18 protein-coding genes are annotated in these 16,532 nt (G+C 68.1%); 6 read left to right on the forward strand and 12 right to left on the reverse strand.

All coding sequences use genetic code 11. The features are described from left to right. Nucleotides 1-7 precede the first annotated feature (7 nt). The 3 genes from PGN27_RS24920 to PGN27_RS24930 are packed head-to-tail and all read right to left on the reverse strand — an operon-like array spanning nt 8 to nt 2,342. Nucleotides 8-499 carry a phosphate-starvation-inducible PsiE family protein gene (locus PGN27_RS24920; RefSeq protein WP_030135124.1) on the reverse strand — a complete coding sequence of 164 codons (492 nt, stop codon included), beginning with the start codon at nt 497-499 and terminating at the stop codon, nt 8-10. 6 nt (nt 500-505) lie between these two features. Next, complete coding sequence (locus tag PGN27_RS24925) at nt 506-1,759, reverse strand: HRDC domain-containing protein (RefSeq protein ID WP_335328514.1); 1,254 nt, start codon at nt 1,757-1,759, stop codon at nt 506-508. Between the two features lies 1 nt (nt 1,760). Continuing rightward, nucleotides 1,761-2,342: a DUF3000 domain-containing protein gene (locus PGN27_RS24930; protein WP_030135126.1), complete on the reverse strand. Its 582-nt coding sequence runs from the start codon at nt 2,340-2,342 to the stop codon at nt 1,761-1,763. 79 nt (nt 2,343-2,421) lie between these two features. On the opposite strand from PGN27_RS24930, the gene hemE reads away from it, so the two are divergent. Genes hemE through PGN27_RS24950 form a run of 4 tightly spaced genes read left to right on the forward strand, consistent with a single transcriptional unit; the run spans nt 2,422 to nt 7,889 of the window. Further along, nucleotides 2,422-3,471, forward strand: a complete 1,050-nt coding sequence (gene hemE / locus PGN27_RS24935) for a uroporphyrinogen decarboxylase (protein WP_335328515.1) — start codon at nt 2,422-2,424, stop codon at nt 3,469-3,471. Beyond that, nucleotides 3,468-4,808: a protoporphyrinogen oxidase gene (locus tag PGN27_RS24940; RefSeq protein ID WP_335328516.1), complete on the forward strand. Its 1,341-nt coding sequence runs from the start codon at nt 3,468-3,470 to the stop codon at nt 4,806-4,808. The genes hemE and PGN27_RS24940 overlap by 4 nt, the downstream gene beginning before the upstream one ends. A gap of 4 nt (nt 4,809-4,812) precedes the next feature. Continuing rightward, complete coding sequence (hemQ, locus tag PGN27_RS24945) at nt 4,813-5,505, forward strand: hydrogen peroxide-dependent heme synthase (RefSeq protein ID WP_335328517.1); 693 nt, start codon at nt 4,813-4,815, stop codon at nt 5,503-5,505. A gap of 53 nt (nt 5,506-5,558) precedes the next feature. Beyond that, complete coding sequence (locus PGN27_RS24950) at nt 5,559-7,889, forward strand: putative bifunctional diguanylate cyclase/phosphodiesterase (protein ID WP_335328518.1); 2,331 nt, start codon at nt 5,559-5,561, stop codon at nt 7,887-7,889. Here PGN27_RS24950 and msrB read toward each other — a convergent pair. Genes msrB through PGN27_RS24970 form a run of 4 tightly spaced genes read right to left on the reverse strand, consistent with a single transcriptional unit; the run spans nt 7,846 to nt 11,975 of the window. Continuing rightward, nucleotides 7,846-8,265, reverse strand: a complete 420-nt coding sequence (msrB, locus tag PGN27_RS24955) for a peptide-methionine (R)-S-oxide reductase MsrB (RefSeq protein WP_335328519.1) — start codon at nt 8,263-8,265, stop codon at nt 7,846-7,848. The genes PGN27_RS24950 and msrB overlap by 44 nt on opposite strands. Then, the gene (gene aftC / locus PGN27_RS24960; RefSeq protein ID WP_335328520.1) at nt 8,262-9,533 is read right to left on the reverse strand and encodes an arabinofuranan 3-O-arabinosyltransferase; all 1,272 of its coding nucleotides are present in this window, start codon (nt 9,531-9,533) and stop codon (nt 8,262-8,264) included. The genes msrB and aftC overlap by 4 nt, the downstream gene beginning before the upstream one ends. Before the next feature lie 35 nt (nt 9,534-9,568). After that, a complete protein-coding gene (locus tag PGN27_RS24965; protein WP_335328521.1) occupies nt 9,569-11,173 on the reverse strand; it encodes an alpha/beta hydrolase in 1,605 nt (534 codons plus the stop codon). A gap of 31 nt (nt 11,174-11,204) precedes the next feature. After that, a complete protein-coding gene (locus PGN27_RS24970; RefSeq protein WP_335328522.1) occupies nt 11,205-11,975 on the reverse strand; it encodes a pyrimidine reductase family protein in 771 nt (256 codons plus the stop codon). A gap of 35 nt (nt 11,976-12,010) precedes the next feature. Here PGN27_RS24970 and zapE point away from each other — a divergent pair, with 35 nt between their 5' ends. Next, nucleotides 12,011-13,048, forward strand: a complete 1,038-nt coding sequence (gene zapE, locus PGN27_RS24975; protein ID WP_335328523.1) for a cell division protein ZapE — start codon at nt 12,011-12,013, stop codon at nt 13,046-13,048. Between the two features lie 2 nt (nt 13,049-13,050). Continuing rightward, nucleotides 13,051-13,776, forward strand: coding sequence for an alpha/beta fold hydrolase (locus PGN27_RS24980; RefSeq protein WP_335328524.1), 726 nt, complete (start codon nt 13,051-13,053; stop codon nt 13,774-13,776). Here PGN27_RS24980 and PGN27_RS24985 read toward each other — a convergent pair. The 5 genes from PGN27_RS24985 to PGN27_RS25005 all read right to left on the reverse strand — a co-directional run bounded on the left by PGN27_RS24985 (nt 13,763) and on the right by PGN27_RS25005 (nt 16,530). Beyond that, entirely contained in the window at nt 13,763-14,320 is a 558-nt protein-coding gene (locus PGN27_RS24985) for a GNAT family N-acetyltransferase (RefSeq protein ID WP_335328525.1), read from the reverse strand. The two genes, PGN27_RS24980 and PGN27_RS24985, sit on opposite strands and share 14 nt — an antisense overlap. Continuing rightward, the gene (locus PGN27_RS24990; RefSeq protein WP_023985668.1) at nt 14,284-14,808 is read right to left on the reverse strand and encodes a hypothetical protein; all 525 of its coding nucleotides are present in this window, start codon (nt 14,806-14,808) and stop codon (nt 14,284-14,286) included. The genes PGN27_RS24985 and PGN27_RS24990 overlap by 37 nt, the downstream gene beginning before the upstream one ends. 66 nt (nt 14,809-14,874) lie before the next feature. Beyond that, the gene (locus PGN27_RS24995; RefSeq protein ID WP_335328526.1) at nt 14,875-15,297 is read right to left on the reverse strand and encodes a PPOX class F420-dependent oxidoreductase; all 423 of its coding nucleotides are present in this window, start codon (nt 15,295-15,297) and stop codon (nt 14,875-14,877) included. Between the two features lie 9 nt (nt 15,298-15,306). Then, nucleotides 15,307-16,017 carry a Clp protease N-terminal domain-containing protein gene (locus PGN27_RS25000; RefSeq protein ID WP_335328527.1) on the reverse strand — a complete coding sequence of 237 codons (711 nt, stop codon included), beginning with the start codon at nt 16,015-16,017 and terminating at the stop codon, nt 15,307-15,309. A 48-nt stretch (nt 16,018-16,065) separates the two neighbouring features. Further along, nucleotides 16,066-16,530: an SRPBCC family protein gene (locus PGN27_RS25005; protein ID WP_418888668.1), complete on the reverse strand. Its 465-nt coding sequence runs from the start codon at nt 16,528-16,530 to the stop codon at nt 16,066-16,068. Nucleotides 16,531-16,532 lie beyond the last annotated feature (2 nt).

Here is a 16,532-nt window from a genome sequence, read left to right on the forward strand (position 1 = left end):
TTCCCGCTCAGTCGTCCTCGTCGGGCGGCGCCGCCAGCCGGCGTTGCCGCAGTACCCACGCCGCGATCGCCAGGACCAGTACGAGTGCGCCGAGCACCCCGGTCTGCACGATGGTCCTGGCGAATTCGGGCCCCTGGCCGACCAGCTTCGCCGCCTCCACCGACTGCACCACGATCTCCTTGATGCAGGCCAGGATTCCGACGATCAGAAACGGTTCGACGGCGATCTCGTGGGATCGCAGGCTGGTGCGTACCGCGTAGAGCAGTTCGACGAAGATGAAGATCAGCAGGACGCCGTCCAGCAGCTCCAGCATGACGTTGGAGGTCGGCGCGTCCAGTAGCGAGAACATCGTCTTGACCTGGGCGACCAGCAGGGCCACCGCTCCGGCCACCAGGATCACCGCGATACCCCAGTAGACGGCGTCCTCGACGATGCTCAGGACGCGGTCGGCGAACCGCTGGCGGTCCTTCTCGTCGTGCGTCTCTTCTTTCTCGGCCAATGTCGGCTAGCCGTCGGACGGTGGCGTCAAGGCTTCAGTCAACACCGGCACCGTCAGTTCGCGCTGCCACGGGCGCGCGCCGGCCTGCGTCAGGTAATCCTCCACTGCTGCCCGCACATCGGGCACCGGCTGCCAGTCCCAGCACAACCGGCGCACGGTATCGGGCGTCAGCAGATTCTCGGTGGGCACCGACACGCGTTCGGAGAGTTCGGAAAGGGCGGCGCGCGCGGCCTCGAGGCGTTCGGCGGCCTCCGGCTTGCGCCGCGACCAGCGGGCGGGCGGCGGCGGACCGGTGGTGGGCTCGGCACCCGTAGGGGGATCCGGGTCGGTGCGGGCCCTGGCCAGCGCGTCCAGCCATACCTGCGCGCTGCGGCGCTGTCGACTGCCGCCGAAAACCGGCAGGGCGGTGAGCTTTTCGACGGTGTCGGGGTCGCTGGTGGCGGCGCTGACGATCGCGGCGTCGGGCAGGATACGTCCCGGCGCGATATCGCGGCGCTGGGCAATGCGGTCACGGGTGATCCACAGTTCACGCACCGCGGCCAGGGCCCGTGGGTCGCGCACCTTATGGATACCCGAGGTCCGCCGCCAGCGGTCGCGCCGGGTGACCGTCGGTTCGGCGGTGCGCAGATGCTCGAATTCCTGTGCCGCCCAGTCGGTTTTGCCCTGCTCGGCCAGCACCGCGGCGAGCGCCTCGCGCAGCTCCAAGAGCACCTCGACATCCAGTGCCGCGTAGTTCAGCCAGTCGGCGGGCAACGGGCGCTTGGACCAGTCGGCGGCGCCGTGCCCCTTCACCAGACCGAGGCCCAGCAGCCTGCGCACCATCTCGGCGAGGTTGACCCGCTCGAAACCGGCCAGCCGCGCACCCAATTCGGTGTCGTAGAGTCGGGGCGGTGTCATGCCCAGCTCCGCCAGGCATGGCAGATCCTGGTCGGCCGCATGCAGCACCCACTCGTCGGTGCCGAGCACCTCGGCCAGCGGCGCCATGACCTTCAGTGTGTCGCCGCCGTGATTGACAGGGTCGATCAGCACGATGCCGGACCCGGCGCGCTTGATCTGAATAAGGTAGGCGCGGTTGGAGTATCGGAAGCCCGACGCGCGTTCGGCGTCGACTGCGAACGGGCCTGATCCGGCGGCGAGCAGATCGGCGGCCTTGACCATGTCGCTGGGGTACAGCGCAACCGGCGGCACGCCGCCGGCGGGTGCCAGCAGGGGAGTCGCCTCGGGTTCGGGCGCAGCCCCGGAGTCCTCTGATTCGGTCATGTCAGGCGCGGGTGCGGGATCCCAAGCTTGTCACGCCGGCCGGTGGTAATCCGGCCGCATGCTCCAAGACCTCGCAGAATGCCTGCACGTGCGGGCCGAGTTCCAGATCGGTCGCCGTCCATGAGGCGCGCAGCTCGAGCTGATGGGCGCGTGGTGGTCCGGAGATGTCGCCGTAGCGCACCGAGGTGGTGGCGGTGACCGTGCCACCGAGGGCGGTGACGGCCTGTGCGTGCGCTGCCAGCGCGTCGGCCAGCCAGCTCCATGCAACCTCCGGGAGCAGCGGATCGACGGCCTCGGTGGAATCCAGGTCGGCCTGGATATAGGCAACCAGTCGCATGGTGCCGTCCCAGGCCTCGGCGCCCTCAGGATCGTGCAGCAGGATCAGCCGGCCGAAGGCGTCGCCGTCGGAGCGCTCCGGCACGACCGCGACGTCCGGGTGGCGGACCTCGGCGCCCAGCGCGTAGCTGAACGGTGCCAATCGCTGTGGGGGGCGGATCGGACCCAGCTCGATCTCCGGCCGCACGGTTGCGGCATTCATCGCCGCAACTGCGGTCCGGAACTGAGCCGGTTCGACGGATGTCACAGTCAGCGACGCTAGCCCCAACTGCTCTCAGCCTTGCGCAGGCGCGCCGTCTTTCGGGCGCGTGGCAACATAGGTGCCGATGAGCACCCGTCGTGACCTGCCAGAGTCGCCATTTCTGGCCGCCGCTACCGGCCGCAACCCGTCCCACACCCCGGTGTGGTTCATGCGGCAGGCCGGGCGTTCGCTGCCCGAATACCGTGCGCTGCGCGCCAACCACAAGATGCTGGAGGCCTGCTTCGACGCCGAGCTGGTCTGCGAGATCACCCTGCAGCCCGTCCGCAGGCACAAGGTGGACGCGGCGATCCTGTTCTCCGACATCGTGGTGCCCCTGCGGGCCGCCGGCGTGGCATTGGACATCGTTCCCGACGTCGGGCCGGTGATCGAGCATCCGATCCGCACGCCGGCCGACGTGGCCGCGCTCACCCCACTGGAGCGTGCGCAGGTGGCGCCGGTCAGCGACGCGGTGTCGATGCTGGTCGCCGAGCTCGGCGAGGTTCCGCTGATCGGATTCGCCGGCGCCCCGTTCACGCTGGCGTCCTACTTGGTGGAGGGCGGACCGAGCCGCAACCACGAGAAGACCAAGGCGATGATGCTCGGCGAACCACAGACTTGGCACGCCCTGATGACCTCGCTGACCGATCTCACGATCGGCTTCCTGGAGGCGCAGCTGGATGCCGGTGTCGACGCCATCCAGCTCTTCGATTCCTGGGCGGGCACGCTGTCGCTGGCCGATTACCGCTCCTACGTTCTGCCGCACAGCTCGCGGATCTTCGCCGCGTTGGCGCCCCGTGGCGTGCCGATGACGCACTTCGGGGTCGGCACCGCCGAGCTGCTCGGTGCCATGGGTGAGGCCGGGGCGACGATGGTCGGGGTGGACTGGCGGACCTCCTTGACCGCGGCGGCGCAGCGCGTGGGTCCCGGAAAAGCGCTGCAGGGCAACCTTGATCCGGTGACATTGTTCGCCGGCTGGCCAGCCGTCGAGCGTGCCGCGCGTGCCGTGGTGGAGGATGGCCGGGCCGCGGTGGCCGCTGGCGCGGCCGGACACGTCTTCAACCTCGGTCACGGTGTGCTCCCCGCCACCGACCCCGAGGTGGTGACCGACCTGGTCTCGCTGGTGCACTCGTTGTGACCACCTACTGCGTTGTCGGCGGCGGCATCTCGGGATTGGCCGCTGCCTATCGGCTGCGCGTCGCTGCCGGTCCGGATGCCGAGATCACCCTCTTCGATCCCGCCGACCGGCTCGGCGGGGTGCTGCGCACCGAACAGGTCGGTGGCATGACGATGGACCTGGGCGCCGAGGCGTTCATCACGCGCAGGCCCGAGGTTCCCGCGCTGCTGGCCGAATTGGGACTGACCGACCGCCAGGTCGCCAGCGCCGGTGCGCGGCCGCTGATCTACAGCCAGGGCAGGCTGCACCCGCTGCCCACCGGCACCTTGCAGGGCGTGCCCGCGAATGCCGAATCGGTGGCCGGATTGGTCGACGAGGCGACCGTCGCACGGATAGCCGACGAACCACGCCGCCCGCTGAACTGGCGGCCGGGCGCGGATCCGTCGGTCGCCGAGCTGATCGGGGATCGCTTCGGCGCCCAGGTGGTGACCCGGTCGGTGGAACCGCTGCTGACCGGTGTGTACGCGGGGTCGGCCGAGACCATCGGCGTGCGCGCGGCATTCCCTGCGTTGGCGGCCGCCCTGGACCGCGGTGCCCGCAGCCTCACCGAGGCGGTGCGCACCGCCCTGCCTCCGCCACAGCCCGGCCCCGTCTTCGGTGCGCTCGACGGCGGTTACACGGTGCTCGTCGAGGAGCTGGCCCGCCGCGCCGGGGTGCGCTGGGCGCAGGTCGGCATCGAACGGGTCGCGCGGTCCCCGCGCGGATGGGATCTGGTCGACGACGAGAGCGGGCACTGGTCGGCCGATGCGGTCGTCCTGGCTGTGCCCGCGCCGCGGCTGGCCCGCCTGATCGAACACGTCGCACCGCGCAGCGCGGCGATCGCGCGCGCAATCCCGGTGGCCTCCACCGCACTGGTGGCGCTGGCCCTGCCCGGCGGCACACCACTGCCGGACCAATCCGGCGTGCTGGTCGCCGGCGGCGAGGCGTTGCACACCAAGGCCATCACGTTGACCTCCCGCAAGTGGGGCAGGCGCGGCAATGTCGAACTGGTGCGGTTGTCCTACGGCCGGTTCGGGGACAGTCTGGCCCGCAGCGTCGGTGATGACGAGTTGCTGAACTGTTCGCTCGCCGACCTGCAGCAGGTGTTCGGGATCGTCACCGACACCGTCGATTTCCGGGTCCAACGCTGGATCGAGGCCATGCCGCAGTACGGCCCCGGCCACGCCGATCGGGTGGCCGAGTTGCGCGCCGGGCTGCCGCCGACATTGGCCGTTGCCGGTGCCTATCTCGACGGGATCGGGGTGCCGGCATGTGTGGGGTCCGGCACGACAGCGGCGGCACGGCTGGTGGCAGGATAGCTCTATGGCCAAGCTCGATTACGACTCGCTCAACTCGATGACCCGGTACATGATGATCTCGGTCTTCGCCGTCCAGCCGGAGGCGCTCGATGCGGATCGCAGTGCCGTCATCGACGAGACCGCGACCTTCCTCAAGCAACAGGAGGAGGGTGATGTCGTCGTCCGAGGGCTCTACGACGTCTCGGGTTTCCGGGCCGATGCCGACTACATGATCTGGACGCACGCCGAGCGGGTCGAGGACCTGCAGGCCACCTACAAGGCCTTCCGGCGTACCACCCTGGGGTTGGCCAGCGATCCGGTGTGGAGCGTCGTTGCCCTGCACCGTCCTGCGGAGTTCAACAAGAGCCACGTCCCGGCGTTCATCGCCGGTGAGGATCCCGGCGACTACATCTGTGTGTATCCCTTTGTGCGGTCCCTGGATTGGTACCTGTTGCCCGACGACGAGCGCCGCAAGATGCTCGTCGAGCACGGGATGGCCGGCCGCGAGTACCCGGACGTGCGTGCCAATACCGTGCCGGCCTTCGCCCTCGGCGATTACGAGTGGATCCTGGCCTTCGAGGGACCGGATCTGGCCCGCATCGTCGAGCTGATGTGGAAGCTGCGCTATACCGACGCCCGTCGCCATGTCCGGGAGGAGACGCCCTTCTTCACCGGCCCGCGGGTGGGTGTCGAACACCTGTTGAACGCCCTGCCGTGAACCCACCCACCGACGGGATGCGCGTCGGTGGCACTGTTTGCTAGCGTTTGACGATGCCGACAGTCGCCCGGGTGGGGGGCGGGGCCGCGGTCGCCACCATCGCGTTCTCCGTGTGGCTGCTCACCGGGTGGGGGTCGCCCGACGTGCGGGTGGCCGTCGAAGATCTTGCGTTCATCGTGCTGTCTGTCTTCGTCACCGGTTGCTGCGTGTGTGCCTTCCGGCGTGCCCAGGCCCGCCAGCGGGTGGTCTGGGGTTGTGTCAGCATCGGCATGGTCGGCTACACCGTGGGCTCGGTGATCTGGGCGTATTACGAGGTGTGGCAGGTGGCCTCGCCCTTCCCATCGGTCGCCGACGTTGCCTATCTGGTGTTACCGATCTTCGTGTGCATAGGTTTGCTCGCGGTGCCGCATGCGGCGTCGGGGTACACCCACGGCAGGTTGGCGCTCGACGGCGTGATCGTGGCGGTCGCGTTCTTCCAGATCGGCTGGTGGACGGTCGTCGACACGCTCCTGCAAGCCGACGGGACCGGTCGTTTCCTACTGGGGATCGCGCTGGCGTACCCGATGCTGGACCTCGGCGTGCTGACGGTGGCGGTGCTGGTCCTGGCCCGGGCACCCGCGGGCCAACGTCAGTCGCTCGCCCTGCTGGTCGGCGGTATGACGCTGATCGCCGTCGGGGACGGCATCTTCGTCTTCACCAACACCCATGACAACGACTCGTGGGTGCCCTTCTCCAGCATCGGATGGGCACTTGGGCTGTTGCTGATCGCGCTGGCGGCCCTGACCTCCCGCCGACACACCAGCACGCGGGCCGATACCGATCAGCCGATCACCCGCGGTGCCATGTGGCTGCCCTATATCCCGATCGTGCTGGCATTGGCCGCAGCGGCGGCGCACTTTGCTGGATCGCCGGGAGTGCCGCCGGCATTGTTGATCTCGGTGCTGTTGATCGTCCTGGTGCTGGTGCGTCAGTTCATCGTGGTGGGGGAGAACAGCAGACTGCTGGAAACGGTGGCCGCACAGGCGATGCGTGACCCACTGACAGGCCTGGCCAATCGTGCCCTCTTACAGGACCGGCTGGCGCATGCGATGGCGCTGCACGAGCGTGACGACGAGGCCGTGACGGTGCTGTCGATGGACCTCGACGATTTCAAGCTCGTCAACGACGGCTTGGGGCATCCGGCCGGCGATTCGCTGCTGATGCAGGCCGCGGAGCGCATCGTCACCTGCACACGGGCCGGCGATACCGTCGCCCGTATGGGCGGCGACGAGTTCGTCGTCCTGATGGAGGGTGACGAGGCCGCCGCGCGGTTGGTCGCACACCACGTGGTGGCCGCGTTCGCCGACCCGTTCGTGGTCGACGGATATGAGCTGCGGCTGTGTCCCAGCGCCGGGTTGGCGGTCGCGAATTCCGAGGGTCCTCGGCTCACGGCCGACGATCTGCTCAAGCGGGCCGATCTGGCGATGTATGCCGCCAAGCGCGGTCGCATCACCGGGGTGCACATCTACTCCGAGGACGACGTGCCCGTCGGCATGGGGGATCCGGTGCAGTTGCGTCGGGGGGCTGCCGACAGCGCGCACGACAGCGCGGTGGCGTTCCAGATGCTGGGCCAGCTGCGCCATGCGATCGACAATTTCGAGCTCACGCTGGTCTACCAGCCCAAGTTCGACCTGGTCGACGGATCGATCATCGGGGTCGAGGCCCTGGTCCGGTGGCCCCATCCCGACCGCGGTCTGCTCGGGCCCGACCAGTTCCTGCAACTGGTCCGCGATCACGGGTTGATGCGCCCCATCAACGAATTGGTGCTCGAGCAGGCGCTCGGCCAGGTGGCCATCTGGCGCGATCTGGGGTTCCGGGTTCCGGTCGCGGTCAACATCTTCGCACCCTCGCTGTCCGATTTCGGGCTGCCGGATCGCATCCAGCGCGCGTTGCGGGCACGGGATCTGCCGTTCGAGAGCCTGACCGTAGAGATCACCGAGGATCTGCTGCTCGACAACCGCGAGGTGGCCGCCACGGCAATCGACCAATTGCGCGCCAGCGGTGTCCGGGTGGCCATCGATGATTTCGGCAGCGGTTATTCGGCCCTGGCGTATCTGCGGGATCTGCACATCGACGAACTGAAGCTGGACAAGGGATTCGTCACCACCATCACCGCGGATCGCCGGGCCGGTGCCATCGTGCGGGCGGTGATCGACCTGGCCCGTGAACTCGGCCTGAGCACCGTGGCCGAGGGCGTGGAGAACGCCGAAACCGCTTCGCTGTTACGGGAGTACGGCTGCCAGGTGGGCCAGGGCTACTTCTTCAGTGAACCGTTACCGCCGGCGCAGCTGCTGGCGCTGCTCAGGACCCGGCGGCAGGAACGAGACGCAGCGATATGGAATTGATGCAGTACCGCTGGTCGGTGGGCGTGGGGTAGCCCTCGCCCTCGAAGACGTGCCCGAGATGGCTGTGGCAGTTGGCGCAGATGACCTCGATGCGGGTCATGCCCAGCGAGTCGTCCCGCTTGAGGATCACCGCGTCGGAGGCGGCGGGATCGTAGAAAGACGGCCACCCGCAGTGGGATTCGAACTTCTCGGTGCTGCGGAACAGCTCCGTCCCGCAGGCCCGGCACTGGTAGACCCCCGCGGTTTTGGTGTCGGTGTACTCGCCGGTGAACGGCCGCTCGGTGCCCGCGCGGCGCAGCACCTGGAATTCGGCGGGGTTGAGCTTCTCGCGCCATTGGTCGTCGGTCAGCTCGATCTTGGGACCAGGGGTCGTCATGATTTCACGCTAGCGCGCCGATCGGCATCCGTCATCCACGGCGGATCGATACCGGAATCCAGCCTGCCGTCGGCCTTTGCATCCAGGTAGCGGAAGTACAGCACGCAGAACACGACGATCAGCAGCAGCGACCAGCCGTAGGTGATCTTCATGTACTCCAGGAAGCGTCCGGTGGTCGGCCAGTGCGCCAGCAGCCAGCGGTCCATCGTCATGAACCCGTATACCGCGAGCCAGGCCGGCCAGTTGTGCAGCACCGAGTTGCGCAACACCACCGTCATCAGGAACGGGAACAGCATGGTCGAGTAGTAACCCTGACCCAACGAGAGCACCAGGAACGAGGCGGTCAGCAGCACGCCGGATGAGGTCAGCAGCCAGAACAGCGGGTCACGTTCGCGGTAGTACTTGTAGAGCAGGTAGAGGCTGCCTGCGGCCAGCAGCAGGAACAGGATGCGCAAGGACAGGATCAGCCACATCGGCAGGCCGTAGTAGATGCCGTTGCCCAGGATCGAGGAGTTGAAGTAGTCGCGGGTCTCCATGATGTAGGGCAGCGTCCGGCGCACGAAGCTCATCGGATCCGACACCAGCGGCCAGGCGGCGGCGTTGAAGACCAGCGGAACACCGAAAGCCGTGATCAGGGTGTAGAACTGGCGGTTGAGCACCGGCAGCAACAGCAGCGGCGCCAGGGATGGCTTGACCACCAGCGTCAGGCCGATCGCGGCGCCTGCCAGCAATTCTGCGTTGCGGCCACCCTTGAGCAGGAACCGGAAGAACAGCACCGCGCCGAGCAGCATGCAGCCGTTGATATTGGTGAAAACCAGTGTGTTCGTGACCGATTCGGTGCAGAACATGGCCAGCACCAAGGCGGGTGCCGCGACCGAGGACAGCGTGTAGTTGAACATCCGCAACAACAGGTATGCCGCGATCAAGAACGCGATCACATTGAAGGTGATGTACCAGTAGCGGGCGGCATCGACGGGCAGGTATCCGAATGGGGCGAGCAACAACGTTCCGCCGGGCGGGTACAGGTAGTGCGGGTCGACGTGGTTGAAGTTCTCGTTGTAGATGTCCCAGCCCATTTTGAAATTGATGACGGCCCGGTAGACCGGCCCGAAGTCATCGGTGATGTAGCCGTTGGTGCCCAACACATAGCTGCGGTGGATCACCGAGAGGATGGCGATGGGCCACAGAACCGACCGCAGGATCGTTGCCGTCGACGGCGGTGAGGTGCTGGGACGGAACGCGTTCAGGACGGACTGCTGGAACGACACCTGCGCAATTTACACCGGGCGTCCTGACGGTCCACTCAGGCAGGGCAGAACGTGTCGGTCTCGGGCAGGGTGCCCTTTTCCAGATAGCCGATCACCGGGGGCAGCGCGCAGGGCGAGTAGATGCTGGCGCCGTGTCCGATGCCCTGGAAGATCACCCGCTTGCTGTTGGAGCCGGCATTGATGATGGTGGCCGCGACCGCGGCGACACCTTCGTTGCCGATGACGGGATCGTTCTGCACACCGAGCAGCAGGGTGGGGATCTTGAGGTCCTTGGGGTCCTCGCCCGCCGAACCGCTGGGCCAGCTCAGGCAGTTCACCATGCGCAGCGCGCCGACGGTGCCGAACTGGGGGTAGGTGCGGTTCCAGGCGACGACGAGTTCGCGGACGCGGTCAGGGGTGGGCCGGTTGAGCGCATCGCTGCAGCTGTTGACGAACTGGCCGTCGGTCTGACGAAGATCCTCGGCCTGGGCGATCAGGTCGGTCATGGCCCCGGTGTCGCCGCCGCGGGCAGCGGCGATGGCGCCACCGAGGGCATTGGTCGCGGCCACCCGGTCACCGCGGGGGAAGGCCAGCGTGGTGGTGATGGCGTCGGCGACCGCCGCCTCGGAAGCGCCGTTGGGTCCCCGTCCCTCGCGGGCGGCCTTGAGCAGCGCGTCGACCTCGCCCTTGGGGTCCGGGCTCAGCGGGCAGTTGATGGCGGTGCACTGCGCGGCGAAGGCATCCAGCGCCGCCTGCTGACCCTTGACCTTCTGTTCGGCGGCGGCCTCGGCGCCGATCGCCAACGGCAGGGGGGAGTCCAGCACCAGGCGGGAGACCTTGTCCGGGTGTGAGCCGGCGTAGGCCAGTGCCACCTGGGCGCCGTTGCCGATCCCGAGCAGCGCGATGGTCGGCACGTCCCAGGTGCTGCGCAACCGCTCGATGTCCTCGGCGGCGTGGGCGTTGTCGTAGGCCGAGTCACCGGGGGCGATGGTGTCGGTGCAGGTCGTGGTGGCGGTCTGGGCGATCGCCCCGAGTTTGGCCACGGGGTCGTCCCCGGGCTCGAACTGGGTCTGGTCGATCATCTCCTGGCGGTCGAAGAGGTCGCGGCAGTCGATCGCTTTGGACAGTCCCATGCCGCGGCGATCGACCGCGACGATCGGGTTGGTCTTCAGGATGTCGGTGCCCGACCGGGACAGCCAGACCGGCAGCTGGGTGGACGACGGCAGGTCGCTGCCCGTGGTGAACACCAAGGGGCCGGCGTCGGCCGGGGTGGCGCTGGTGCGGGCCCGCACCACACCGATCGGGATCGTGCCGTTGGCACCCTTGATGGGGTCGAGGTCGGCGTCATAGGTCGCACATTCGAGGGTGACACCGGGCACCGGCGCCACGGCGGCATCACGGAATGTCTGTGCGGTGCAGTCCGACCAGTTCAACGCCCGGTCGTTGTCGGCGCTCGGTGCTTCCCACGCCGGTGGTCCGGAGACCGTGGGTGTGGGTTCCGGAGCACCTTGTGGGCCGGCGCCCTCGTCGGTGGCAAAACGTGGGTTGGCTGCCAGCAGGGGTGCACATGAGGTCAGCACCACGGCGACCGCGGAAACCCCGAGTGCCCTGATCGCTGGACGGACTCGTCGAGTCGCCGCGCTCCTGCCCGCCGTAACCATGCCGACCACAGTAGCGATCACGCACGCCGGATCAGTCACGGCTGTAGCGCGTGTACAGATAACCTTCGTCATCGGTGAGGGTGTGCCGTCTGCGCATCCGGGTGATCGCCTCGTCATGGCCGTCGGTGATGCGCTTGGCCGAGCCACCCACCAGGGTCGGCGCGATCGTCAGGCACAGTTCGTCGAGCAATCCCGCGGAGATGAGCGCGCCGAGCAGGCTGGGGCCACCCTCGGTGAGCACTCGCGGCAGGCCCAGCCCGGCCAGCGTGTCGAGTGTGGTGGCCAGGTCGACGGCACCGGGATCACCGGGGGCCGAGCAGTCGTACACCTGCGCCAGCCCGGCGAAATCGGCGCGCGCCTGCTCGGCGGACTCGTGGGTGGTCAGGATCAGTGGCGGCACCTCGGTCTGGGTGAACACCGGCAAGCTGTGGTCCAGCCGTCCGCTGCGGGTGACCATGGCGATGGGTGGCACCTCGGCCTGGCCGCGGGCGTTGCGCGCCTGGCGTTCGGCCGCACCCAGCTGCGCACCGGAATAGCCTTCGACGCGCACCGTGCCCGCGCCGACGAGCACCACATCGGCGAGCTCGCGCATCAGCCGGTAGAGCGCGCGGTCCCCGTCGCCGCCGAGGACACCGGATTTCCCGTCGGCGGTCGCCGCCCCGTCGAGGCTGGTGATGAAGTTGGCCCGCACCCAGCAGGAATCGAGCTTCTCGGGGTAGGCGTACAGCTCGGAAAGCCCGGCACCGGCAGCATCGACCGGGGCCAGCGTTGTGAAATCCGTCCCAGCGGCGCTATCCGACATGGGTTTCATTGCAGCACGTCGATAAGGTGCACGACATGCAAAGCGGCGCCGGGGTCGATGGTTTGGTGGATCGGCACCCCAAGGTGACGCCGGAACAGCTGGTCGCGCGGCTCGTGCCGCCGCCGACCTTCGCCGATGTCAGCTTCGACACCTACCGTCCCGATCCCGCCGAGCCGTCGCAGGCCGCGGCGGTCGAGCGGTGCCGGGAGTTCTGCGAGCAGGCACTGCAGCGGCGGGCCGGCAAGAAGAAATTGTTCGGTAAGCGGGAGGTGCTGCCCGGGGTGGGGGTGTACCTCGACGGCGGGTTCGGTGTCGGCAAGACCCACCTGCTGGCCTCCACCTACTACGCGCTGACCAAGGCCGATGTGGCGCCGACGGCGTTCGCGACGTTCGGCGAGCTGACCCAGCTGGCCGGGGTGTTCGGTTTCACCGAGTGCATCGAGCTGCTCAGCCAGTACATCGTCATCTGCATCGACGAGTTCGAGCTCGACGACCCCGGCAACACCACGCTGATCTCCCGGCTGCTCTCGGCTCTGGTAGAGCGTGGGGTGTCGATCGCCGCCACCTCCAACACGTTGCCCGAGCAGCTGGGTGAGGGCCGGTTCGCCGCACAGGATTTCCTGCGCGAGATCAACACGCTGGCCGCCATCTTCACGACCGTGCGGGTCGAGGGTCCCGACTACCGGCACCGCGGTCTGCCGCCGGCGCCGGAGCCGCTGTCCGATGACGAAGTGCGCTCCCGCGCCGTCGGCGTCGACGGAGCGACGCTCGACGATTTCGACGCGCTGTGCGCACACCTGGCGACGATGCATCCCTCGCGCTACCACGCGCTGATCGACGGGGTCCGTGAGGTGTTCATCACCGGCGTGCACCCGATCACCGACCAGAGTGTCGCGCTACGACTGGTGGCACTGACCGACCGGCTCTACGACGCCGGCGTTCCCATCCTGGCCTCGGGAACCAAGCTCGACACGATCTTCAGCGACGAGATGGTGGCCGGCGGCTTCCGCAAGAAGTACCTGCGGGCCACCTCGCGGTTGTTGGCACTCACGGCCGCGGCGCAGTCGGGCTGAGCATGCCGGCCGTTCCGCCGGTGTTGCTGATTCCGGGCGCCGGTGCCCGCGGCGATGGCTTCTATCCCGGGCTGCCGGAATCGCTTGCCGCCGAGCCGGGTTGCCGCTCCGTCATCGCCGAGGGAGCGGTGCCGTTGGCGCAGGCGGCCAACCATCTGCACGAGCTGATCGCCGAAGTGGGGCCGGTCGTCGTGGTCGGGCAGAGCCTCGGGGCAGTCATCGCGCTGCTGCTCGCACGCGATCATCCCGCCGACGTCGCCGGGCTGGTCCTGCTCGATCCCACCCCCATCAACGATGTGGTCCTCTGCAGGCGCGTCGAGCGCGCTGTCCGATCGGTAGCGGCGATGGCCCGAATACCGGTCGTGCATCGTGCGCTGCTGGCCTGGGGACTGAAATCCACCGCCCGGCAGGCCCGCGGTTTGCGACCGGACTGCGCGGCGGCCCAGATACGCATTGCCGCCGAGGCGGATCTGGTTCAGCTGGGCCGCGAGGTGACCGGGTTGACCGCAGTCGCGGCCGGTTTCGACATGTCCCAGGTGCCCAGGGTTCCAGCCGCCGTGGTCACCGCGGAGCGTCCGCCCAAGGCCACCACGCGGGTCGCGCATCAGCGCATCGCCGAGGCGCTGGGCGTGCCGTTGCAGTGCTGGCCGGGGTCGACACACGCGGTACATCTGACGCACCCCGAGGACACGGTGGCGGTCGTCCGTGACGTGCTCAGCCGAGTCTGATCACCATCACGTAGTCGTTCTCGATGTTGTTTCCCAGCCGGAACGTCTTGGTCCCGGCGATCTCGAAACCCGATTTCGCGTAGAACCGTTGTGCTCGGGCGTTGTCCTGGTTCACCCCGAGCCACACGCATGCCGCGCCGAGGTCCGTGCAGTGTTCCAGGGCGTGTGTCATCAGCGCGGCGGCGACGCCGCGGCCATGGGCTTCGGGTGCGGTGTACATCTTGGACAGTTCGACGGCAGGCCGTAGCGCGACGGCGCGTTGCACGTCGGGGTCGTCGGGCTCACCGCGAATCAGCATGGTGTAGCCGAGGATCCGGTCTGCGTCGCACGCGATGAGCACGATGCGATCCGGGTCGCGCAGATAATTTCGGAAGGCCTGCGGTGAGAGGTGGGTCGCGACGAACGCGGCCACATCGGCGGGGTCGGCACCGGGCGGGCAGGCCAACGGGAAGGTGGTGGCCGCGACCGCGGCCAGCTCGTCGACATCTGCGGCCGTGGCGGCCCGGATCACGGCAGGGGAGAACCGGGCTGCCAGATGTTCCACTGCGCCAGGTGCGTTCCGGTCTGCGGGTTGATCATCACCACGTTGGTGACCAGCGCCCGATAGACATCCCAGTAGACGCCGCCGGAGACGGTGGCCCCGGGCGGGGCGTTCAGCAGTGCCTTCTCCAGCGCGTCGGGCGCGTCGGTGTGCTTGGCGGCGTAGGCGTCGGCGTACGGGGTGACACCGCTGAACGTGGTGGCGATCGACAGCTTGAACGGGTTGGGCGCGGAGATGACGTGCACGGTGATGCCGGCGCGCCAGGGGCCGCCCTGGGCCCGCCAGCGCGGGGAACCGTTCCAGCCCCAGCCTGGCGGGACGGGCACCGGGAGCACGTCGTGGACGGTGACATCGGCGACGAAGTCGTCGTACTGCACGCGCAGCGTCTGTCCGAGGTCGCCGATCGGCGTCTCGGCCGCGGCGGCGGGCGGGGCGACACCGACCGCCACCAACGTCATGGCGGCGACAAGGATCGACAACAAGCGCGACATACAAACCCTCCCTTTGCTGCCTCGCATGATGGCACATGCCCGGCGGCGGCTCGGGGGTTCGGCCGTTTAGGCCACCCAGGGGCCGTGCCCGCCGACGGATTCGATGCGGATCCGGGTCAGGAATCCGTCGGGGGCATCGGCGGGTGGGAAGTGCTCGTCGGAGCCGAGCATGGCGACGGCGAGATCCTTGAGGACACCCAGGCCGCCCTCGACGACGCGCGCGGTCCCGGTGACCGAGAGGTACTCGCGTTGCTGGCCGGGCTTGCTCGGAGCCAGGATGGTGGCGGTGACCCGGCCGTCGCGTCGGACGTTGCGCACCTTGCGATACGTGTCGCTCAGGTGCGCCGAGACGAGTTCGTCGCCCTCGGGGGTGGATTGCAGCGCGACCCAGACGACGGTGGCCTGCGGGCTGCCGTCGGGGTTGATGGTGACCAGCGTGGCATCGGCGCCCGCGCCGATGAGTTCACGGGCGGCTGCGTTGAGTTCCATGTCGCAGTTCTACAGTTCGTCGTCGGATTTCATTCCCGGCATCGTCGACAGCAGGTCGATCAGCGTCGTGGTGAGCCGGTCCCTGTCGAGGCCCAGTCCGTGCAGGGGGCCGTCCCCGGCCTCGGATTCCAGCAGCGCCAACAGCATGTGCTCGGTGCCGACATAGTTGTGGCCCAAGCGAAGCGCTTCGCGGAAGGTCAGTTCCAGAACCTTCTTGGCAGCACCGCTGAAGGGCACCAGGTGCAGTGTCTGGCCAGTCGCCGCGGGCAGGGTGATCGCCGCACGCAACTGGTCGGGTTCGATGCCCTGGGCGCGGAGCAGTGCGATGGCAAGGGAGTCGGTGTCGACCAGCAGACCCAATATCAGGTGCTCCGGGGTGATCTCGGTGTTCTCGGCGTCGCGGGCGGCGTTCTGGCTGAAGACGACCGCGGCGCGGGCGCGCGGGGTGAACCGCGCGAAACCCTGCTCGGGGTCGATGGTGTCACCCTTGGGGACGAACCGCTTCTGGGCGGCCTGTTTGGTGACGCCCATGCTGGCGCCGATGTCGGTCCAGGAGGCCCCGGAGCGGCGGGCCTGGTCGACGAAGTGGCCGACGAGGTGGTCGGCGACCTCGCCGAGGTGTTCGGCGGCCAGGACGGCATCGGTGAGTTGATCGAGGGCGTCGGTGTGGACGGACTTGATGGTGTGGATCAGGTCATCGAGGCTGACAGAAGAGGTCATGCGTCAACGTTAGGTTGACGATAGTCGTGCGTCAACCCTGTGTTGACGTTATGGTCGCGGGTAGCCGCGTCGCACGGTGCGATCGAGAATGCCCAGCGTTGCCCGTAACGCCGATTCCGGGATCACCGGGAAGATGCCCGCCTCGCGCCACTTGTCGTCGATGGCCGACCAGTCGTAGAACGATGTCACCACGGTCCCGTCATCGGTGGGCTCCAGGCGGTAGCCGTAGACGTGGCCGATCTGCGGCTTGATCTGGCCGAGGATGGTCCATGCGATCAACCGGTCCTGCTCGTATTCGACGATGTCGACGGTCACGTCGTACTTGCCCATCGGAAAGTCGTTGAGCGCCTCCCGATCCATGTGCACCACGAACCGGTCACCGACCTGTCGGGCCGGTTCGCCGGTCGCATCCTGCAGCATGCCGGAGGCGTCGATGGCCACGTGGCCGTGCGGATCGGTCAGTACGGCGAAGATGTCGGCGGCCGGGGCGGCGATGGTGCGGTGGACTTCCATGC

Origin of the sequence: Mycolicibacterium neoaurum, assembly GCF_036946495.1 — a bacterium.
In the GTDB taxonomy this organism is placed as follows: domain Bacteria; phylum Actinomycetota; class Actinomycetes; order Mycobacteriales; family Mycobacteriaceae; genus Mycobacterium; species Mycobacterium neoaurum_B.